Origin of the sequence: Microbacterium sp. B24, from assembly GCF_000333415.1 — a bacterium.
In the GTDB taxonomy this organism is placed as follows: domain Bacteria; phylum Actinomycetota; class Actinomycetes; order Actinomycetales; family Microbacteriaceae; genus Microbacterium.
This window is the reverse complement of sequence record NZ_BADB01000294.1, coordinates 1-18,264: the sequence shown is the minus strand read 5'-3', so window position 1 is coordinate 18,264 and position 18,264 is coordinate 1. Positions and strand designations below refer to the sequence as shown.

16 protein-coding genes and 1 tRNA gene are annotated in these 18,264 nt (G+C 69.6%); 12 read left to right on the top strand and 5 right to left on the bottom strand.

The genetic code is table 11. The features are described from left to right. Positions 1-984: glutamate--tRNA ligase (locus I5I_RS07715; RefSeq protein ID WP_036318233.1), on the top strand; the 984-nt coding region annotated here is incomplete at its 5' end. A gap of 18 nt (positions 985-1,002) precedes the next feature. Here I5I_RS07715 and I5I_RS17780 read toward each other — a convergent pair. Next, complete coding sequence (locus I5I_RS17780; protein ID WP_275574462.1) at positions 1,003-3,102, bottom strand: ArnT family glycosyltransferase; 2,100 nt, start codon at positions 3,100-3,102, stop codon at positions 1,003-1,005. A gap of 71 nt (positions 3,103-3,173) precedes the next feature. Beyond that, positions 3,174-3,695 carry a hypothetical protein gene (locus I5I_RS07705; RefSeq protein WP_036318231.1) on the bottom strand — a complete coding sequence of 174 codons (522 nt, stop codon included), beginning with the start codon at positions 3,693-3,695 and terminating at the stop codon, positions 3,174-3,176. A gap of 114 nt (positions 3,696-3,809) precedes the next feature. On the opposite strand from I5I_RS07705, the gene I5I_RS07700 reads away from it, so the two are divergent. From I5I_RS07700 to I5I_RS07675, 6 genes are all read left to right on the top strand, one after another. Next, a tRNA-Gln gene (locus tag I5I_RS07700) sits at positions 3,810-3,881 on the top strand. Positions 3,882-4,003: 122 nt separating this feature from the next. Beyond that, complete coding sequence (locus tag I5I_RS07695; RefSeq protein WP_051039534.1) at positions 4,004-4,618, top strand: TetR/AcrR family transcriptional regulator; 615 nt, start codon at positions 4,004-4,006, stop codon at positions 4,616-4,618. Beyond that, positions 4,611-5,252 carry a zinc ribbon domain-containing protein gene (locus tag I5I_RS07690; protein WP_036318230.1) on the top strand — a complete coding sequence of 214 codons (642 nt, stop codon included), beginning with the start codon at positions 4,611-4,613 and terminating at the stop codon, positions 5,250-5,252. Before I5I_RS07695 ends, I5I_RS07690 begins: the two co-directional genes overlap by 8 nt. Positions 5,253-5,291: 39 nt before the next feature. Beyond that, the gene (locus tag I5I_RS07685) at positions 5,292-5,519 is read left to right on the top strand and encodes a hypothetical protein (protein WP_036318229.1); all 228 of its coding nucleotides are present in this window, start codon (positions 5,292-5,294) and stop codon (positions 5,517-5,519) included. 41 nt (positions 5,520-5,560) lie between these two features. Next, positions 5,561-6,574 (top strand): aldo/keto reductase, encoded by a 1,014-nt coding sequence (locus I5I_RS07680; protein ID WP_036318228.1) that lies wholly within the window; start codon positions 5,561-5,563, stop codon positions 6,572-6,574. Between the two features lie 74 nt (positions 6,575-6,648). After that, on the top strand, positions 6,649-8,586 hold the full coding sequence (locus I5I_RS07675) for an ArnT family glycosyltransferase (protein WP_036318227.1): 1,938 nt from the start codon (positions 6,649-6,651) through the stop codon (positions 8,584-8,586). Here the strand turns inward: I5I_RS07675 and I5I_RS07670 are convergent. The 3 genes from I5I_RS07670 to I5I_RS07660 form a co-directional block, all read right to left on the bottom strand. Next, the gene (locus I5I_RS07670) at positions 8,571-9,095 is read right to left on the bottom strand and encodes a HEAT repeat domain-containing protein (protein WP_239640054.1); all 525 of its coding nucleotides are present in this window, start codon (positions 9,093-9,095) and stop codon (positions 8,571-8,573) included. The two genes, I5I_RS07675 and I5I_RS07670, sit on opposite strands and share 16 nt — an antisense overlap. Before the next feature lie 258 nt (positions 9,096-9,353). Next, on the bottom strand, positions 9,354-10,889 hold the full coding sequence (locus tag I5I_RS07665; protein ID WP_036318235.1) for a bifunctional phosphatase PAP2/diacylglycerol kinase family protein: 1,536 nt from the start codon (positions 10,887-10,889) through the stop codon (positions 9,354-9,356). Positions 10,890-10,900: 11 nt separating this feature from the next. After that, positions 10,901-12,940 carry a DUF262 domain-containing protein gene (locus tag I5I_RS07660; protein ID WP_036318234.1) on the bottom strand — a complete coding sequence of 680 codons (2,040 nt, stop codon included), beginning with the start codon at positions 12,938-12,940 and terminating at the stop codon, positions 10,901-10,903. Positions 12,941-13,075: 135 nt separating this feature from the next. Here I5I_RS07660 and I5I_RS07655 point away from each other — a divergent pair, with 135 nt between their 5' ends. The 5 genes from I5I_RS07655 to I5I_RS07635 all read left to right on the top strand — a co-directional run bounded on the left by I5I_RS07655 (position 13,076) and on the right by I5I_RS07635 (position 18,109). After that, a complete protein-coding gene (locus tag I5I_RS07655; RefSeq protein WP_036318226.1) occupies positions 13,076-13,849 on the top strand; it encodes a hypothetical protein in 774 nt (257 codons plus the stop codon). Between the two features lie 144 nt (positions 13,850-13,993). Further along, on the top strand, positions 13,994-14,776 hold the full coding sequence (locus I5I_RS07650) for a DeoR/GlpR family DNA-binding transcription regulator (protein ID WP_036318225.1): 783 nt from the start codon (positions 13,994-13,996) through the stop codon (positions 14,774-14,776). Further along, positions 14,773-15,720 carry a 1-phosphofructokinase family hexose kinase gene (locus I5I_RS07645; protein WP_036318224.1) on the top strand — a complete coding sequence of 316 codons (948 nt, stop codon included), beginning with the start codon at positions 14,773-14,775 and terminating at the stop codon, positions 15,718-15,720. Before I5I_RS07650 ends, I5I_RS07645 begins: the two co-directional genes overlap by 4 nt. Positions 15,721-15,758: 38 nt before the next feature. Beyond that, the gene (locus I5I_RS07640) at positions 15,759-17,795 is read left to right on the top strand and encodes a PTS fructose transporter subunit IIABC (RefSeq protein WP_036318223.1); all 2,037 of its coding nucleotides are present in this window, start codon (positions 15,759-15,761) and stop codon (positions 17,793-17,795) included. A gap of 41 nt (positions 17,796-17,836) precedes the next feature. Continuing rightward, on the top strand, positions 17,837-18,109 hold the full coding sequence (locus tag I5I_RS07635; protein WP_036318222.1) for an HPr family phosphocarrier protein: 273 nt from the start codon (positions 17,837-17,839) through the stop codon (positions 18,107-18,109). The last annotated feature ends 155 nt before the right edge of the window (positions 18,110-18,264 follow it).

Sequence of the window (18,264 nt, the reverse complement as noted above, 5' to 3'; positions counted from 1 at the left end):
GTCGACCTCATCCGCGGCGAGGTGACGTTCCCTGCCGGCTCCTTCCCCGACTTCGTCGTCGTGCGCGCCGGTGGCCAGGCGCTTTACACCTTCACCAATCCGGTGGACGACGCGCTCATGGGCATCACCCACGTGATCCGCGGCGAGGACCTCATGCCCTCGACGGCGCGTCAGCTCGCCCTCTACGGTGCGCTCATCGAGGCCGGTGTGACCGACTTCATGCCCCGATTCGGTCATATGCCGCTCGTCCTCGGCGAGACCGGCAACAAGAAGCTGTCCAAGCGCGATCCCCAGGCCGACCTGTTCCTCCATCGTGAGCGAGGCTTCATCCACGAGGGGCTGTTGAACTACCTCGCGCTCCTGGGCTGGTCGATCGCGGCGGATCGGGACGTGTTCTCTCTCGAGGAGTTCGTCACCGCGTTCGACATCGTCGACGTGAACCCCAATCCCGCCCGTTTCGACCAGAAGAAGGCCGAGTCGATCAACGGTGACCACATCCGAATGCTCGCCGCCGAGGACTTTGCCGCCCGGCTCGTTCCGTATCTGCATGCCGCGGGTCTGATCGAGAATCCGCCCACCGCCGTGCAGCAGGCGACACTGGATGCCGCCGCGCCTCTCGTGCAGGAGCGCATGCAGCTGCTCGGTGAGGCGGCCGGGCTGCTGGGCTTCCTGTTCCGCGACGATGTCGTGTACGAAGACGATGCGCTGAAGGGTCTGCCCGCCAATGCGGGAGAGGTACTCGTGGCATCCGTGGGAGCACTCGAGCTGGTACCCGAGCACGGATTCACCGCTGCGGCGGTGCAGGATGCGCTGTCGGCGGCGCTGATCGACGGTCTGGGGCTGAAGCCGCGAGTCGCCTACGGCCCACTCCGGGTTGCCGTCAGCGGACGACGCGTATCGCCGCCGCTGTTCGAATCGATGGAGCTGCTCGGCAAGTCCGCATCGGTGCGCCGCCTCGGCGCACTCGTTCAGCACCTCGGCTGAGACAGCTGTCGCAGCCCATCATGCGCCGCAGGAGTAGAGGCCTGACATCGGGGCGTCCATGACTTCGGTGCACTTCGCCACGACCCACGTGCGTATCTGACCGGCCGCGGTGCTCGCGGTGTCGGTGCCGCCGAGCCCGCCCGATGGGCCTCCGCCACCGCCAAAGCCCCCGTTGCCGCCGATCACGTACCGCAGCTTCCCGTCGGCGACGAGCGTCTGGAATGCCGCGAGCGTCGGTGCCGGATCACGCTCGTCGAAGCCGCCGATGGGCAGGAACGACCCGCCGTCCGAGGCCAGGATGAGCGAGGCTGCGCTCTGCGCCCCGAAGGTCGCGGCGAGGTACGCGGTGCCCTGTTGGTGCTCCGTCAGCCAGGCCACGGTAGCGGCGGCGCCTGTGCCCGCCTCGCCGGACGAAGCGGCGAAACCGCCGGAGTTGCGAGTGCCCGTGCCCTGCGCGCTGGAACGTTCGCGTGCTCCGTCGGTTGAGGCTCCGGTCTGTCCGCCGGACCGCGAGAACCCGTCCCCGCGGTGCCCCGCCCCGAGCGGCCCCGAGGCACCGCTCCCGGATCCGGAGGCCCCCGAACCGGGTCCGCCGAGGCCTGTTGCTCCCGGTGCGCCGCCGCGGGTACCGGGTCCGAACCCTCCGAAGCCGCCGACACCGCCGATGCCGGACACACTGGCGACGCCGGCCGCGGTCGGGTTGGTCGAGTTGGGCGACCACATCGTCACGACGGCCCAGCTCGCCGGCGTCAGCAGCATGGCGATCGCAGCGACGACGGCAGTGAGCAGCCGCGGGTGTGCCCGACGGTGGTCCACCACGACGGCTGCCACCGCGGCGACGGCGACGAGAACCTGTGCCACCGCGATCGGCAGTGAGAATGCGGCTCCGCGGTCGGAGGCGACACTCAGGCTGATGATCAGCGCCGTCGTGGCCGCGACAGCCGGGAGTGCGATCTGCGCCCACAGGATGCGGCGTCGCCGCGCCCAGGCGAACGCGGCGCCGGTCAGCAGCGCCATCGGGATGGCCATCGAGGCGGTGTAGAACTGGTGCATTCCGGCCACGAGCGAGAACATTCCGGCGAACGTGACGAACCACACGGCCCCGAACAGCAGCAACGGCAGGCGGAAACGAAGGACCGCGAGGATCACGATGGCGAGGATTGCGGTCGGGATCAACCACCCGATCTGATCGGCCAGCGAACCGTTCAGTAGCCGCACGGCAGAGGGCGTTCCCGAGAACGGCGGAGTGAATGAGCGGTAGGCCGCGCTGTCGGCGGTCGTGGAGCCGAACCTGCCGAGTCCGTTGTAGCCGAACACCATCTCCCACGGATTGTTCGTCAACGTGCTGCCGATATAGGGGCGGTCGGATGCCGGAACGAGCGAGACCGCGATGATCCAGCCCAGCGACAGCACGAGGCTGAGCGCTGCGGACACGGCGACGTGCCAGACCCGGCGCCACCACGGCTGTCGGGTGCAGAGATAGGCGACGGCGAGTGCAGGCCAGACCGCCCACGCCTCGAGCATGTAGGTCTGGAAGCCGGCGGCGATGAACACGCCCGCAAGTACCAGCCATCCGAAGCTGGCCCGGCGCAACGCGTGCGTCGCTGCCCACGCCGTCAAGGCGAGGGCGAGCACGAAGAACGTCTCTGGCTGGTTGGAGCGCGCGACCGCGACCAGGATGGGCGTCGTGGCGACGACCGCCCCGGCGACGAGGCCCGAGGTGATGCCCGCCCATCGCCGTGCGGTGATCGCGGTCACCACGGCCGCGACCGCCGCGGCCAGAGCGTTCGGAATGATGACCGCGGCGGGGGAGAAGCCGAAGATGCGTACGGTGAGGGCGGGGATCCAGAACGAACCGGGGATCTTGTCCAGGGTGATCGTTCCGGCCGGGTCGAACGAGCCGAAGAAGAAGTTCGGCCAGCTGCGGCTCATCGACAGCGCGATCGACGCGTAGTAGTCGGACATCGAACCCCCGACGCCCCAGGCTGTGAGGATCGCGGCCGCGACTGCCATGAAGAGGAGGGACCAGTGCCACGGCGTGCCCATCCGCCGCCGGGTCATCGCGGCGGTGTGGACGGGCGAGAAGGCGGCGGCGGGGGAGGCGGGGAGCGCGGTCACAACGGTCACCGTAGGACCGCTTCACCAGCGGCGTCGTTGTGCGGCCTATGAAATCGCCCGGATCGCGCCCGTCAGTCCGACGCCCACGTCGCCCAGATGACGTTCTGGCCGTCGATCTGTTGGGGACCGGCCCCCACCGCGTACCGAGCTGAGCTGGCGTCCTCACCGTCGAGCCACCAGATGTAGGCGCCGTAGCCGGAACTCTGCTGGTACCCCGCGGCCGTCAGCGTGGCGCCGATCTGCGCGATGGCGGCGTCCGCGTCGCCGACGAAGATCGCTCCCTTGCGCTTTGTTCCGCCGTAGTCGTCCTCGACGTAGCAGGCCGGCGAGGCGCCGGGCTTTCCCGCTTCCGGAAAGACGAACCGGGTGGGGTCGGCGGGAGTGGGATTCAGGTAGCCGTTGGCGTCCATGAACGAGATCATCGCGTCGGTGCAGCCGAACAGCTGACCGCCGCCGACGGCCGCCGGTGTGCCGGCCTCGGCGGTGGGACCGGCGTCGTTCTCGGTGGACGGCGTCGATGCGGGCGAGGCCGCGCAGCCGGCGAGCACGAGGACGGCGATGGCCGTCGCGGGCAGGAGCAACGGGGATTTCACACGGCTCAGTGTCCGAGCTGCCCGGCGTCGGGGCAATGCGTGGTCCGGCTGGTTTGGACTCGGTCCGCGCGTGGGCTAAGCTAGACCCTCGGTACGACTTCGGTCGTCACCCCCTGGGGTATGGTGTAATTGGCAACACGGCTGATTCTGGTTCAGTTGTTCTTGGTTCGAGTCCAGGTACCCCAGCAAGACAGATAGCCCCGGAGATCCGCGTCACAGCGGTAACCGGGGCTCTTGCTTTTTCGGTCGGAGCGCGCTCGGCGTCCGTGTTATCGTGCGATAACACCCGTGCCCGAGAGGAAACCTGCATGGCGACCGGCCGACGTCCGCCCGCGCGCAACGAGGAACTCCTCGACGCGTCGGTCCGGGCATTCGCGCCGCGCGGCTACTTCGGTACGTCGACCGACGAGGTCGCGAAGGCGATGGGTGTCTCGCAGCCCTACGTCATCCGCACCTTCGGGTCGAAACGAGAGCTCTTCCTGCGCACGCACGCACACGCCGCGGCGGCCATCCTCGCGGCGTTCCAATCCGCATCGCGTGGTCGCGTCGCCGGCGACGGATTCGATGCCGAGCGCGTCGGCGCCGCCTATCGAGATCTCGTGCGCGCCCGTCCTGAAGCCGTCCTGGTGTGGGCTCACGCCTTCTCTGCGGCGACGGCGGAGCCCGCCATCGGCGAGGAGTCCCGCCGGATGTTCCAGGAGGTCTATCGCGCGCTGCGCGAGCTGGGTGCCTCCGACATGGAGATGTGGGCGTTCATGGCCCGCGGCATGCTCATCAACACGCTGCTGCTCATGCAGGCCCCCCGTTTCGCCGCCGACTACGACTTCGCCCCCCTCATCGATCTGGTCTTCAGCTCGGCATCCGCTCCCGTCCCCTCCGATGCCCAGCGCATCCGACACGAACAGGAAACGTCACGTGAGTGATCTCGTCCCCTTCACCGACAACTTCAACGATCTGTCGAACGCCGACGGCTATCAGTTCGAGTTCCGTTGCGAGCGTTGCGGAAACGGCTACCGCTCGGCCTTCCGTCGCGACCCGCGTGCGGCCGGTCAGAAGCTGGCCCGGGGACTGGGCAACCTCTTCGGCGGATCGCTGTACGAGATCAGCTCCATCGCCGATCGCCTCCTGGACCGCGGCACGAACTCGCCCGCGAAAGACGAGGCGCTGCGCGCCGCAACGGCAGAGATCGCGCCGAGGTTTCATCAGTGCCGGGCGTGCAGCGACTGGGTGTGCGGTGACGTGTGCTGGAACGACGCCGTCGGACAGTGTGTTCGGTGCTCCCCGATCGCGACGGAGGAACTGGCCCAGCTGCAGGCCGAGGCGCGCCGCCGGCAGATGCAGGAGCGACTCGAGACGGTCGACCTCCTCGGCGGAATGGATCTGAAGACGCAGGCGCAGCCGCGCTGCGCAGCGTGCGGTGCGCAGTCCCACGGAGGCAAGTTCTGCGGCGAGTGCGGGTCACCGCTCGCCGTCGTCGCGGCGTGCCGCGGCTGCGGTGCCGACAACCCCGCCGGTGCCAAGTTCTGCGCGGAATGCGGCACGTCTCTGGCGGGCTGACCCCTCGCGCGCGGCAGGGACGCTCTCTATGCTCTGGGCATGACTGAACCCACGCAGAGCCAGCTCGAAGCCTCCGACAAGGTCGACAAGCGCACGATCGGCGGCGAGATCCGGTACTACCTCAAAGACATCAAGGCGCATTGGCCGGCCGTCGTCGAGCAACACCCGGATGCCGCGGGCCACGAGGCCTGGTGGACGGCGGACGGCACGTTCCACGCGACGCACGAGCAGCTGCGCCGCGACGCGATGATCGGCGGGATCGTCTGAATCGACCTCGTCCCCGCAGCGTGCGCCGATAGGCTCGAGGGATGGCTCCCGCACGCTCCGCCCTCCCACATCGCGCACTCGGCCGCACCGGCCGTGAGGTCTCGGTGATCGGTGTGGGTACGTGGCAGTTGGGCGCGGACTGGGGGGATGTCTCGGAGGAGGACGCGGCCGCCGTGCTCGCGGCATCCGTCGACGCCGGGGTCACCCTCTTCGACACCGCTGACGTCTACGGAGACGGTCGTTCAGAGCAGATCATCGGCCGCTTCCTCGCCGCACGGCCCGGGCACGGCGTCGTCGTCGCGACGAAGATGGGACGACGCGACGAGCAGCGTGCCGAGAACTACACGGCGGAGAACTTCAGGACGTGGATCGACCGCTCTCGCCGCAACCTCGGCGTCGACACCCTCGATCTCGTTCAGCTGCATTGCCCGCCGACCGCCGTGCTCGAGGACCAGCGCACCTTCGATGCTCTCGACCGCCTCATCGACGCGGGCGCGATCGCTGCGTACGGCGCCTCGGTCGAGACGGTCGACCAGGGGCTGTCCGTCCTCCGCCGCCCCGGATTGACGAATGTGCAGATCATCATCAATCCGTTCCGGCTGAAGCCACTGGATGAGTTCTTGCCCGCCGCGGCCGACGCGGGCGTGGCCGTCTTCGCCCGCGTGCCGCTGGCAAGCGGGCTGCTGTCGGGCCGCTACACCACTGCCACGACCTTCTCCGCCGCCGATCACCGTTCGTACAATCGCGAGGGTCAGGCGTTCGATCGGGGAGAGACGTTCTCGGGCGTCGACTTCGAGACCGGGGTGGCAGCAGCAGCGGAGCTCGCGGGCGCGCTGCCCGAGGGCGTGAGTCTGCCCGCTGCCTCGCTCGCGTGGACCGTGGCGCAGCCCGGCGTCACGGCCGTGATCCCCGGCGCGCGGACGCCGGCGCAGGCCGCAGCGAACGCCGCCGCAGCCTCGTCTTTGGACGCACCCGAGGCGTACGCCGCGTTCGACGCGGCGGTGCACGATGTCTACGACCGTCGTCTGCGCCACGCCATCCACGCCCAGTGGTGAAATCCGCTCATAGGCTTCGCTCAGCCGTCGCCGAGCCGATGCCGAAGCTCCGCGCCTAGCGTCGGCCCGTGCCGATGACACCCGCCCTCTCGCGGTGGTGGCGAGAGCCCTGGTGGGCGCGCGTCACGCTTGCCGCGATTCTCTTGGCCTTCGCCGTGCTCACGACATGGAACCTGGCGCGCGGGGGTGACTTCTCGTTCTACGAGGCGTCGGCGCGGTCGATGTCGCAGTCGTGGCAGGCGCTGCTGTTCGGCGCGTTCGATCCGGCTGCCACCGTCACTCTCGACAAGCTGAGCGGTTTCGCCGTGCCGCAGGCGCTGAGCGTGCGACTGTTCGGGATGTCGACGTCGGCGCTGGCGCTTCCGCAAGTGATCGAGGGGCTCGTCACGATCTTCGTCTGCGCGGTGATCGGTCTGCGCTGGCGCGGTCGCGTCGTCGGGTTGATCGCTGCGGGAGCCGCGGCATCCACGCCGATCTTCGTGTCGATGTTCGGCCATCCCATGGAAGACGGCCTGCTGACGATGTCGCTGGCCGTTGCGCTGCTCTGGTGGCAGCGTGCGGCGCTGACGAGCCGCCTCTGGCCGCTGGTGTGGGCCGGCGTGTTCATCGGCATCGGCTTCCAGGCCAAGATGATGCAGGCATGGTTCATCGTGCCCGCGTTGGTGATCGGTACGGCCATCGTCGGCGAGGGCCGATGGCTCCGCCGTCTCGCCCGCGTCGGCGTGCTTCTCGCGAGCACGGTGGTGACGTCGCTGTCGTGGATGATCGCCATGGAATTGGTTCCGGCGGGGTCGCGACCCTTCGTGGACGGCTCCACCGACGACGACGTCTTCGCCATGGTGTTCGGATACAACGGCATCGATCGGCTGTTTCCCAACGCCATCGCCGGCGCTGTGCGGAGCGGATCGGGTACCGGCGCTGCCGGCGCTGCAGCGTCGGCGACGAAGCTCATCGATCCCGCGTATGTCGGTGAGATCGGCTGGCTCTACCCTGCGGCGATGTTCGGCATCGTTCTGGGTGTCGCTGTCGCGGTACGCGCCTGGCGGCGACGGGGGGCCACCGCTCCTCCCTCCGTCGGATGGGGCGCGGGGCCGGCGACATTCGTGGTGCTCGTCGTGTGGCTCGCGACCGGCGCCGCGATCCTCTCCGCGGCGCGCATGCCTCACACGGCATATCTGTCGGCGATCGGCATCCAGCTCGCCCTCCTGGCCGCGCTCGGAATCAGCGAGGCGGTTCGGCTCCGCGCCGACGCCAGAGGGTGGGCGCGCGCAGCGCTGCCCGTTCTGGTCACGCTGCAGCTTGCGTGGTTCATCGCGCTGTCCGCGCTGTCACGGATGCCGCGATCTCTGACGCTCGCCATGATGATCGTGGCTGGCGTGACGTGCGCACTGGTGGTCGCCGCGGCGCTGTCGCCGAGCGTGCGCCGACGTCTCGGTCGCGGCATCGTGGTGGCCTCGGCGGTCGCCGTTCTGGCGGGACCCGCGATCTTTTCTGCGCAGGTCGTCGATGCCTCACGCGACGGGAGCGGGGGAGACGCCTACGTGGGGGTGAAGCCGTCGGCCACGACGGGGTCGGCGTCTCAGGCGTTCGTGCCGTCACCGCCGCAGCTCTGGGGAGGCTCCCCGGGAATCACGCCCCCGTTGGTCGAACTGGTCACGGCGGCGCGGGCTGCCGGCGGCGGTGTGGACGGCGCCCCGCTGTTCCTGACGGACTCTTGGAGCATCGCCGCTCCCGTCATCGACGCGACCGGGACCGAAGTACTCACCGACGGTGGATACTCCGGTCAAGCCGTGGTGTTCACGGCGGCAGAGGTCCGCGCGCGTATCGCGTCCGGCGTGCACCTGATCGTCGTGAAGGATCACGCGCCGAAGACCGATCCGGTGGCGGTCGCCGTGCGCGCGGCGTCGTGTCACGCGCTGCGCTCCTGGCCGTCGACGGCGGGCGGCGGGCAGGGGAAGACCTCGATGTCGAAGGAGAGCGCGCTCGGATTCACCCTCTACGCGTGCTCGTGAGGCGGCGACGGGGTCAGCAGAACGGCGAGGCGCTTCTTGGCGCGGTTCTCCCGCACGATCCATGCGACGTCGGGATCGTCGAGCGCGAGGGCGTGGAACGCGGCCAACCCCGGGGCGGGGTCGGAGGCGACCGCGACACTCCAGCCGTACCCGAGCGTCTGGCGCAGGGTACGAACGTCCGGATCACGTCGCCTGTCGGCGGACAGCGAGCGGAGGCTCTCGGTGGCTGTCGCGCAGACGGCGACGGCCCGAGCGGCCTCGCGCGGCGACGTCAACAGCCGTGGCTCGCAGATCGCCGCGACGGCGGCGCGCTGAACGAGCGGATGGGCATCGCGCGCCCACATCGTGGCCACCTCGGCCATCGCGTTCGGCTCCACATCGCCCCACAGCTGAAGTCCGATGGCGACGCCTTCACGAACACGCCACCGTCCGTCGCACGCCAGGTCGCGTGCACGTGCCTGCTCCTGGGGATCCCCGGCGCGGCGGGCGATTGCCGCGGCGGCGCACATCGTTGCGACTCGCTTCCGGATCGCAGCAGGGCATCGATCTCCCGAGCCCCCGCGATCGCGGCCGCAGCCGCGACGAGGCGGAGGTTGGCGCGGGGACCGGGGAGCCCGGATGCCGCCTCGACCACCGGCGCCCACTCCTCGGCATCGAGCTTCCGCAGTCGTGCCGGCCAGTCGACAGGCGCTTCCATGACGCGAGCGTAGCGCCGCGCCGGCGGCTGCGAGCCCCCGTGAGCCGTGTCAATGGTGACGATCGCGCCGTCAGCGGGCGGAGGCTGCCGGAGCGATCACGGTGAGGGCGCGGGGCAGCACACGAGCACGGAGGCGATCGACCTCTTCGCCGAGCTCGCCGTCGCGGGCGATGCGATACGGGCCACCCAGCAGCTCGAGGTCGAACTCGGCATCCGAGAACTCCTGGTAGCGACGGTTGCGGGAGATCCGTCCGGTGAACAGATCGACGAAGATCCGCGCGCGGGAGCCGAGACGCGAGACGCCGAGCACGCGGAGATCCAGTCGCGCATCGTCGAGCGTGGCCCGGTGCACCGGAGCGAACCCCCGCGGCTCGTACCTTCCGTTGCCCAGGAAGAGAAGACTGAAGCGGGCGTCGACTGTTTCACCGTCGAGGTCACGTACCCGGACCCGGACGGCCCGAGCGGCCCCCAGTGTCGTGACGGCGGCGACGACCGCGGCCAGCGGCTTGCCGATGCGGTGTTCGTAGCGTTCACGGATCGTCACGAAATCGGTGTACGCGCCGACGCTGGCCGTGTTCACGAAAATCTTGCCGTTCACCTCCCCGAGGTCGACTTTCGCGACCGTGCCCGCCCGGATCGCCGCGATCGCCGTCGACAGCGGGTACATGCCGAGGTCTTTGGCGAAGTGATTGAACGTGCCTGCCGGCAGCACGGCGAGCGGGATGCCGCGTTCGCGGGCGGCGTCCGCGGCTTGTTGCACCGTGCCGTCCCCGCCGGCGACGGCGAGGACGTCGCAGTCGGCTGCCGTCGCGCGGATGACTTCTGCATAGTCGTCGCCGGCGCCGAGCTCGACGACCCGCAGGCGGGGGAGGGCGCGGCGCACGGCGGGAAGGATGCGCCCCGCACGCCCGGAACCCGAGCGCGGGTTGATCACCAGCGCGATCCCGGCACCGTCCGGGCGCGGAGTGCCGGCGTGCACAGCGAGCGCGTCCTGCAGGGGGTTGACGCGCTCGACCGGCACGGCGCGAGTGGTCAGCCAGGCGATCGCCTCGCCGAGGGCGAAGCCTGCCGCCACATCCGACGGGTAGTGAGCTCCGGTGGCGACACGGGAAAACCCGACCAGCCCCGCGAGCGCACGCAAGGGAACGGTCAACGCGGGCATCTCGGCAGATGCGGCCGCGGCGAAGGCCATGGCGCTGGCCGAATGACCGCTGGGAAACGAGGTGGAGTCGGGAATACGCCGGGCCAGCCGCCTCGTCGGCACCTGCGTGATGGACGGTCGAGGGCGGCGGTGCAGGCGCTTGGAGACCTGGTTCGCGAGAAGACTCGTCACCCCGATGGCCGCCAGTCCCCGCGCCGCGGCGCGCCGGCCGCGCCCACGAGCGAGGAGAGTGAGCAGACCCGCGACGGCCATCCACAGCACCGAGCGGTCGGCGGCACGTGTGAGCGCCGGCATCGTCGTGTCCAGGAGCGGGCTGCGCGTGCGCGCCACCGCCGCGAAGGTCGCGACGTCGAGGGCGTCGACCTGTCGCCGGACGTCGCGCCAGCGGCGTGCTGTGCCCCGCGCAGTGCGGGAGCGGCGAGGCGTCGTCGATCGGCGAGGCATGAGGGCTCCGATCACTTCATCGCATTGCCGATGTAGGAGTACTTGACGAACACCTCCGAGGCCCATCCGGCCTCGTCGAGCACGCCCTGCACCGCGGTGAGCATGTACTTCGAGTCCCACCCCATGTAGAGGTAGCGCCCCTCGCCCAGCTCGTCCCACTGGCCGTTCCACGCCATCGCGGGATAGACGGGACCGCCCCGTCGCGCGCTGAAATCGATGACGCTCTGGCGCGAGTCGGCCCACAGCCGTTTGAAGATGCGGTTGAAGAGGTAGCGGATGTCCGGCACCTCCCAGTGCTCGCCGCGGAACTCGACGTAGTCGAACTCGCGTTGCCATCCCCGCGGCCAACCGCGCCGCTTCACGGCGTCGAGGATGGGCGTGAGATTGTCGTCGTCGATGCTGACGACGGCGGGGCGGCGCCATACCTGCAGGAACAGCTCGGTCAACGCCTGCGTGCGGGCGGCGATGGCAGCCGTACTCCACGAGCCGGTGTCGGTGATCGCCCGGGTGATGTCGACCGCGCTCTCGTCGTACACCGCGCGTTTCTGCGGGAACGAGGCGTCGAACGCCCGCTCGAAGAGCGAATCCTCCAGCAGCGTGAGGTTGCCGAGCGTGGGCGCCAGCGCACGGAAGCTGTTCTGCTCGTCGTCGGAGAGGTCGGCCCAGCGGCGGATGCCGTCGGGCGTCCAGTCGTCGGAGGGCGCGGCAGGGGCGATGTGCTCGACGCCGATGCCGGGAACGTCGATGTCGCCCGCCAGTCGCTTCAGCACATACGCGGGGTACGGCAGCTCCGTGTACTTCAGGCCCACCCGGGTGCGTTCGTCCGACGGCGTGATGCGGGCGATCGCGTGCACCAGGGCGTCGCGGGACAGCGTGGCGGCCCGACACAGGCGCGCGACCAGGCGGTCGGTGGTCACACCGACGACGGTGCGACGGAGCAGAAGCGACTGCACGTGCTCCAGCGAGACGAGCAGGTCGGCGGCGCTGAGGTCTCCCTCGCCGTGCTCGTGGAGCAGACGCAGCGCCAGGGGGTACATCCCCCGGCCGAAGGTATTGAGGTAGGTCAGCTGACGTGCGATGACGGGATCGTCGGCCCGGGACGGGTCGAGGAGGATCCGGTAGATGCCGGCATACCGGCGCCACTGTCCGGCGCGCTCCCGCAGCGTCGCGAGGTCCAAGCGGGGGAACTGGGCACGGAACGTGTCGTAGACGCCCCGCTCGCCGGCGACGGTGACCTCTCGCCCGGTGAGCATGACCAGGTAGTGGCGCCAGAAATCGCCGATCTGCTCGCCGGTGTCGTGCTCGATCGGCATCCAGTACTCGTCTTCGATCTCACCTTGCTCGGCGTGCGAGAGCCCCATCAGGACGTAGTTGTGGATGAGTTCGTGATCGCGCAGCGGCTCGCCGGTCGAGTTGAGACTCTCGAAGGTCTGCTGGGCGTTCGCGTCGGCGCCCAGCGTGATCGAGACGTGCTCGAGGCGCTGCAGACCGCGCCAGATGTCGGCAGCCTCGTCGGGTCGGATCTGGCTGCGGAAGAACGCGTAGTTGTCGTCGAACCGGGACTCGCGCATCTGCTCACCCGCCTCTCGGCGACCGAGCACGACGCTCTCGAAGACATCGGCCCACGCCCGGTGCGGACGCAGCTTGGTGCGGGTCGGATCCTCGCTGCGCACGAGGACGCGCTCGAGCTCGGCGGCGAGGTCGGGGTCGTCGTCTCGCAGCGTGTGATGCAGGGCGGCCACGAGGAGCATCAGAGTGGTGATGCGCTGCTGTCCGTCGATGAGCACCAGATGCGCGTCGTCGTCAGAGGTGCTCGACGCCGTGGACAGGATCGAACCGATGAAGTGCGTCTGTCCGGCGCCGGCATCCGCAACGGCGCGCACGTCCGCCAGCAGCTGCTCGCACCCGCCGATATCCCATCGATACTGGCGTTGGTAGACCGGGACCACGATGGTCGTCTCGGATGCCGAGAGCCAGCCGATCGTCGACACAGCGGTGGCCGAGACGTGTGTCGCTGCGACCGAGGAGGCGAGATGCGTAGGGCTGTTCATGCTGTTCGTGTCGCCTCCGCGCTCGCTCTCGATGACCGCCGTCGAGTCTAATCGCGTTCGCATCGCCGCTCTGTAGGCTTGCCTCAGTCGGGCCTGTAAAAACTTCGCTTGTCCGGCAGAAAGGTTGAATCCGTCATGGGTTACATCAAGAGCGCGGCTCTCGAGGAGACCGGATACGTCGTCCTCGACCGCTACAACAAAGAGATCGATCCCAAGGAGTGGCTCGACGTCGAATACGTCGACTGGAAGTCCTCGGGCGACACCCGTTTCGCACCGTTGGCCTCCGCCAAGGGCGAGATCGAGTGCAACGGCTTCTGGAACCACAAGCCGCCGCGCACCGACAAGGACGGGGTCTGGATCGACTCGCAGACAGCGATCGCGCCGACGCTGACCGCGCGTGCGCAGGAGCCGGGAGCGAACGTCGGTCGTTGCCGCATCATCGAGCTGCAGCCGAACACCTATGCGGACTGCCTCTACAACCTGCACCAGGACGACAACAACCGCCTGAACCCCGATGGCACGGGCTGGGTGGTGCGTGGCTTCTTCAACCTCACGGATGACACCACGAGCTACTTCGTCCTGCGTGAGAACCGCACCGATCCGAGCGAAGAGACGCGTATCGCGCTGCCCGCCGGCGCGCAGCTCATCGTCGACACGCAGCGACTGTGGCACGCCGCCGCCCACTACGGCACGGAGCCCCGGTACTGCCTCATCACCTCGTGGGAGTCGGGCCCCGAACTGGACGCGTACATCGCCACGTACAACGGCGTGAACAAGGTGGACAGCTACCCCGTCGACCAGGAGACCCTCGACGCCGGTCAGATCGAGCAGGAGCGTCGCATCGCCGCACGCGCGGCCGCTCTGGCCGCCCGTGGTCAGCAGGAAGTCACGGTGATGAGCGAGGCCTGAGCCTCCGCATCCCTCCGCGCACCGCGCGCAGAAGGGCCCCGGTCTTCGGATCGGGGCCCTTCTGCGCGTGATGTGGTTTTTCCCGGCAGGGGTGTTGATGCATCTGTGTTTGTGTTGTAACGTGTGGCTATTCAAGGAGGAACCGTGTACGCAACGGAGCGACAGCAGCTCATCGAGCAGCTGATCACCACTGAGGGTCGGGTCGTCGTCGTCGATCTGGCTCGCCGCTTCGGCGTGACGACCGAGACGGTGCGCCGCGATCTCGATCAGCTCGAGTCGTCGGGTCTCGTGCGCCGCGTGCACGGGGGAGCCGTCGCCCGCACCCGCGTCAGTACCGCGGAGACATCTTTCGTCGAGCGCACGCAGCGACGCACCGACGCGAAGCTCGCGATCGCCGCACGCGCCCTGGATGCCATCGGCACCCAGGGCGACGGTTCGGTCTACATCGATGCCGGCACCACCACGGCCGCTCTGGCGGGTCTGCTGGCTCAGCGCAGCACGAGTTCGCACCCGCTCGAGGTGGTCACGCACTCCATGACGGTCGCACACCTGCTCGCGGGCGCGTCGGCGCTGAACCTCACCGCGATCGGCGGTCGTGTCCGCGGATTGACGGCCGCCGCGGTGGGCGCGCAGACGGTCGACGCGATCACGCGCCTTCGTCCCGACCTCGCCTTCATCGGAACGAACGGACTGTCGGCGTCCTTCGGACTCAGCACGCCCGACCCGGACGAGGCCGCCGTCAAGCGCGCCGTCATCGCATCGGCGCGTCGCATCGTGGTGCTCGCGGACGCGGAGAAGTTTGACGGCGAGCTCCTCGTCTCGTTCGGTCGCCTCGCCGATCTCGACATCCTCGTCACCGACGCCGAGCCCCCTGCCGACCTCGTCGCCGCCCTCGGCGACGCCGATGTGGAGGTGTGGATCGCATGATCGTCACCCTGACCGCCAATCCGTCTCTCGATCGCACCGTGACGCTGGCCGACGCCCTCCGCGCGGGCGAAGTGCAGTCTGCGCTCTCGGTCCGCGAGGATGCCGGGGGCAAGGGCATCAATGTCACCCGTGTGCTGGCCGGCTCCGGCGTCGCCACGCGCGCCGTCCTCCCGTTGGACGCCGACGACCCGTTCGCGGCTGTTCTGCGCTCCGCGCATGTGCCGGTGCTCGCCGTGCCGCTGCCGGGGGTGGCCCGCGCCAACCTGACGCTCACCGACCGCGAGGGTGTCACGACCAAGATCAACCTTCCGGGGGTGACGCGCACCGCCGAAGACGCGGCGACGCTCATCGACGCGACCGTGCGCGCGTCGGCCGGCGCCGACTGGCTCGTGCTGGCGGGATCGCTTCCCCCCGGCCTTGCCGAGGACTTCTACGTCGAGGTGATCGGCGCCGTCCGCGCGGCCGGAGCGTCTGCTCCCCGCGTCGCGGTCGACACGTCGGGAGCCGCGTTGCGCGCCGTCGTGGAGCGCGGGCTGCCCGACCTCATCAAACCCAACGACGAGGAGCTGGTGGAGCTGGCCGGCGTCGCTCTCGATGCGGATCTTCCCCTGCCCGAGGCCGTCCTCGCCGTCGCACGCGAGCTCGTCCCTACCCGCGTCGGTGCCGCCTTCGTCACGCTCGGCGGTGACGGCGCCGTGCTCGTCGACGCCGACGGAGCTTGGTTCGGCACCCCTCCGCCCACGCGCGTGCGCAGCACCGTGGGTGCGGGCGACAGCTCGTTGGCCGGCTTCCTGCTCGCCGACGTCGCCGGGGCTGCTCCCGACGAGCGGGTGCGCAGCGGCATCCGCTACGGATCGGCGGCGGCCGCGCTGCCGGGCACACAGGCCCCCACCCCGACCGATCTCCTCCCCGGCGACGTGCCGGTGCGGAGCCTCGCTCTCTGAAAACCCACCCTGAACCCAAACGACCACTGGAGGTCACCGTGTCAGAGATCATCACGCCGGCGCTCGTCAGCCTTGACGAGTCGCTCGGCACCGACAAGCGGGCCGTCATCGACGCCCTCGCCGCCCGCGTAGCGGCTGCGGGACGGGCGTCCGATGCCGCAGCCCTCGCCGCCGACGCCTGGAAGCGCGAGCTGACGGACGAGACCGGCCTCCCGGGCGGCATCGCGATCCCGCACGCGAAGAGCGCAGCGGTGCGCGAGGCGACGCTCGCGTTCGCGCGTCTGAAGCCCGGTATCGACTTCGGCGCCGACGACGGCCCGGCCGACCTCGTCTTCCTCATCGCGGCTCCCGACACCGCGGCCGAGGAGCACCTGGCGGTGCTGTCGCAACTGGCCCGCAGCTTCATGCGCGAGGACTTCACCGCCGGGCTGCGCTCCGCGGCGACGCCTGAAGCAGTGGTCGACCTCGTGACGGCAGCCGTGTCGGGCACCGGTGCTCCCGCCGCGGCGACGCCGGCTCCGGCGGCTGCGGCCGACAGCGCTCACCTGATCGACGGCCGGCCGGCGCGTATCGTCGCCGTCACCGCCTGTGCCACCGGCATCGCACACACGTTCATGGCCGCCGACGCGCTCACCGCGCAGGGCGGCAAGGACGGGGTCGATCTGATCGTCGAGCCGCAGGGCTCCAGCGGCTACAAGGCTCTCGACCCGAAGATCATCGAAGCGGCCGATGCCGTCATCTTCGCCGTCGACGTCGACGTGCGCGAGCCCCAGCGCTTCGCGGGCAAGCCCGTCGTGCGCGCCAGCGTCAAGCGCGGCATCGAGGCGCCGGCGCAGCTGGTGGCCGAGGCGATCGCCGCCGCCAAGAACCCGAACGCGACGCGCGTCAGCGGGTCGGCAGCCGCCGCATCCACCTCGACGTCCGGTGCGGGGGAGTCGTACGGCGCGAGCATCAAGCGTGCCCTGCTCACCGGTGTCAGCTACATGATCCCGTTCGTCGCGGGCGGCGGTCTGCTCATCGCACTCGGCTTCCTGCTCGGCGGCTATACGATCGCGTTCGACGCCGACAAGATCCTCGGTGCGTCGACGCTGTGGAACCTCGGCGACACATCGCTGATCGTCTACCTCGGCGCGGTGCTGTTCAAGATCGGTGCGCTCTCATTCGGCTTCCTCGTGCCGGCACTGGCCGGCTACATCGCGTACGGCATGGCCGACCGCCCCGGTATCGCACCCGGTTTCGTGGCGGGTGCCGTCGCGGGCTTCATGGGCGCCGGCTTCCTCGGCGGTATCGTCGGCGGTCTGCTCGCCGGTGTCGCCGCACGTTGGCTGAACGGTCTGGACGTGCCGCGCTGGCTGCGTGGCCTGATGCCCGTCGTGATCATCCCGCTGCTGGGTTCGATCTTCGCCTCCGGGCTCATGCTGCTGGTCCTCGGTGGACCGATCGCGTGGCTGACCAAGGCGCTCAACGACTGGCTGTCCGGCCTCACCGGAGCCGGTGTGATCATCCTCGGCATCATCCTCGGCCTCATGATGTGCTTCGACCTCGGCGGCCCCGTGAACAAGGTGGCCTACGCGTTCGCGACGGGCAACCTGGCCGCGGGCATCGCCGGTGACGAGCGCTACCTGCAGATCATGGCCGCCGTCATGGCCGCCGGCATGGTGCCGCCGCTCGCGATGGCCCTCGCCTCGACCGTCATCGATCGCAAGCTCTTCACCGAGCCGGAGCGAGAGAACGGCAAGGCGGCGTGGCTGCTCGGCGCGGCGTTCATCTCCGAGGGTGCGATCCCGTTCGCTGCGGCGGACATCTTCCGGGTCATCCCGTCGATGATGCTCGGCGGCGCGGTCACCGGTGCCCTCTCGATGGCCTTCGCCGTCACGAGCAAGGCACCCCACGGCGGCGTCTTCGTCTTCTTCGCGATCGACAACTTCTGGCTCTGGCTCGTCGCCATCGCCGCGGGCACGGTCGTCGCTGCCTTCTCGGTCGTCGCCCTCAAGCGCTTCGCGCGCCGCGGGTCGGGCGTTGACGAGGGTATCTCCGGCGCTGCCGCGGTTTCTCCCGAAGCCGTCAGCGCCTAGGCTCGAAGACAGAAGAATACGACCGATCCAAGGAGGATCCCATGGCAGAACGCCAGGCCACCGTCGCCAGCAGCTCGGGACTGCACGCGCGCCCCGCGAAGCTCTTCGTGCAGGCGGTTCAGCAGACCGGCGTCCCCGTGACGATCGCGGTCGAGGGCGGTCCTGACCTCAACGCCGGCAGCATCCTCACGCTGATGGGTCTCGGCGCCACACAGGGCACCGTCGTCACGCTCAAGGCTGAGGGCGAGGGCGCGGATGCCGCGCTCGACACGCTCGTCGCGTTCCTCGAGACCGACCACGACGCCGAGGCCTGATCGGCCCACACGAACGGATGCCGCGCCCGCTGGAGTGACCAGGAGGCGCGGCATCCGGCGTTCACGGTGGGTCAGAGATCGATGGCATCGCCCGGATCGAGTGGGCTGAACCGTCCGCCGCCCTGCTGACTCTAGAGGATCCCCGGGACCGAGCT

What these genes read in the sequence shown, in the direction of transcription:
- I5I_RS07695 (WP_051039534.1), top strand. Translation starts at nt 4,004, where the DNA reads ATGGCGACCGGCCGACGTCCGCCCGCGCGCAACGAGGAACTCCTCGAC.
- I5I_RS07685 (WP_036318229.1), top strand. Translation starts at nt 5,292, where the DNA reads ATGACTGAACCCACGCAGAGCCAGCTCGAAGCCTCCGACAAGGTCGAC.
- I5I_RS07680 (WP_036318228.1), top strand. Translation starts at nt 5,561, where the DNA reads ATGGCTCCCGCACGCTCCGCCCTCCCACATCGCGCACTCGGCCGCACC.
- I5I_RS07675 (WP_036318227.1), top strand. Translation starts at nt 6,649, where the DNA reads ATGACACCCGCCCTCTCGCGGTGGTGGCGAGAGCCCTGGTGGGCGCGC.
- I5I_RS07670 (WP_239640054.1), bottom strand. Translation starts at nt 9,095, where the DNA reads ATGTGCGCCGCCGCGGCAATCGCCCGCCGCGCCGGGGATCCCCAGGAG.
- I5I_RS07665 (WP_036318235.1), bottom strand. Translation starts at nt 10,889, where the DNA reads ATGCCTCGCCGATCGACGACGCCTCGCCGCTCCCGCACTGCGCGGGGC.
- I5I_RS07660 (WP_036318234.1), bottom strand. Translation starts at nt 12,940, where the DNA reads ATGAACAGCCCTACGCATCTCGCCTCCTCGGTCGCAGCGACACACGTC.
- I5I_RS07655 (WP_036318226.1), top strand. Translation starts at nt 13,076, where the DNA reads ATGGGTTACATCAAGAGCGCGGCTCTCGAGGAGACCGGATACGTCGTC.
- I5I_RS07645 (WP_036318224.1), top strand. Translation starts at nt 14,773, where the DNA reads ATGATCGTCACCCTGACCGCCAATCCGTCTCTCGATCGCACCGTGACG.
- I5I_RS07635 (WP_036318222.1), top strand. Translation starts at nt 17,837, where the DNA reads ATGGCAGAACGCCAGGCCACCGTCGCCAGCAGCTCGGGACTGCACGCG.